Origin of the sequence: Curtobacterium sp. MCBA15_005, from assembly GCF_001864855.1 — a bacterium.
Taxonomy (GTDB): domain Bacteria; phylum Actinomycetota; class Actinomycetes; order Actinomycetales; family Microbacteriaceae; genus Curtobacterium; species Curtobacterium flaccumfaciens.
The window spans coordinates 3,730-5,123 of the sequence record NZ_MJGL01000033.1 but is presented as its reverse complement, the minus strand read 5'-3'; the positions used below and the strand labels follow the sequence as shown (position 1 = coordinate 5,123).

Sequence of the window (1,394 nt, the reverse complement as noted above, 5' to 3'; positions counted from 1 at the left end):
CCTGGGCGCGCGGGGAGTCGCGACCACCCAGCAGCCGACGCCGCCCGGAGGTCAGCCGGCCAGGAAGGCGGCGACCGCTCCGTGCAGGGCAGCCAGGTCGTCGACGTGCACGAGCTCCCGGATCGAGTGCATCGACAGCAGCCCGACGCCGATGTCGATCGTCGGGATCCCGAGCCGGGTCGCCGCGATCGGGCCGATGGTCGAGCCGCCGGGGATCGTGTTCACGTTCACGAACGGCTGCCACGGCACACCGGCGGTCTCGCACGCCGCTGCCCAGACGGCCTCGCCCTTCGCCTCGGTCATGTAGCGCTGGTTCGCGCTGATCTTCAGGAGCGGTCCGGCTCCGGGGCGCGGACGGTTCGTCGGGTCGTGCTTCTCCGGCTGGTTCGGGTGCACCAGGTGCCCGGCATCGCTCGACAGCAACCACGACGCACGGAACGCCCGGGCGGCCTCGGAGCGGGTGGCACCGAGGCCCTCCTGCACACGGCCGAGGACGTCCTCGAGGAACGGACCACCGGCACCGGACGGCGTCGACGACCCGATCTCCTCGTGGTCGAACGCCGCGAACACCGGGATGTGGTCACCGTCGGTCGGAGCGTCCACGATGCCCCGGAGTCCGGCGTGCACGCTCGTCAGGTTGTCCATCCGGCCGGACGCCAGGAACTCCCGCTCGATGCCGATCCGGGCCGGCGCCTGGGTGTCGGCGAGGAACAGGTCCCACGACACCGCACCCTCGCCGAGTCGGGCACGCAACCATGACACCACGTCCGTCCCGCCGGCGTCGCCGTCGACCCCGACGATCGGCAGGGTGTGGCGCTGGCGGTCGATCTCCTTGCCGTCGTTGACCCCACGGTCCAGGTGGATCGCCAGGTTGGGGATCCGGGCGACGGCGTCGGTGCTGACGAGCCGCACGCTGCCGTCGGCGTCGACGACCCGGCCGGCGATCCGCAGGTCGCGGTCGAACCAGGTCGACAGGAGCGCACCGCCGTAGACCTCGACGCCCAGCTGCTCCCAGCCCCCGGTGCGCACGCCGGGGTTCGGCTTCACGCGGAAGCCGGGGGAGTCGGTGTGGGCGCCGAGGATCCGGAACGGCGTCGTCGGGCCGGCACCGTCGGGCAGGCGCCACGCGATGACGGCGCCGTCGCGGACCACCACGTACGCACCGGCTTCGGTCGGCCAGGCGTCGAGCTCGGACAGCTCGGTGAACCCGGCAGCGACGAGACGGGCCCGGGTCGCCGCCGCCGCGTGGAACGCGGTGGGCGACTCGGTGACGAACTGGGCGAACTCGGAGGCGATGGCGTCGACGGTCACCCGCCCATCGTGGCACGGGGTGGAGGCGACCCGACGCAGAACGGGGCGCGTCCGTCGGACGCACCCCGTTCCTCCAGGCCGGT

Annotated in this window: 1 protein-coding gene; it reads right to left on the bottom strand. The window is 73.2% G+C overall.

The annotated features are described in order from the left end of the window. Positions 1 to 51: 51 nt before the first annotated feature. Complete coding sequence (locus BIU89_RS12120; RefSeq protein ID WP_071246845.1) at positions 52 to 1,311, bottom strand: M18 family aminopeptidase; 1,260 nt, start codon at positions 1,309 to 1,311, stop codon at positions 52 to 54. Positions 1,312 to 1,394: the final 83 nt, after the last annotated feature.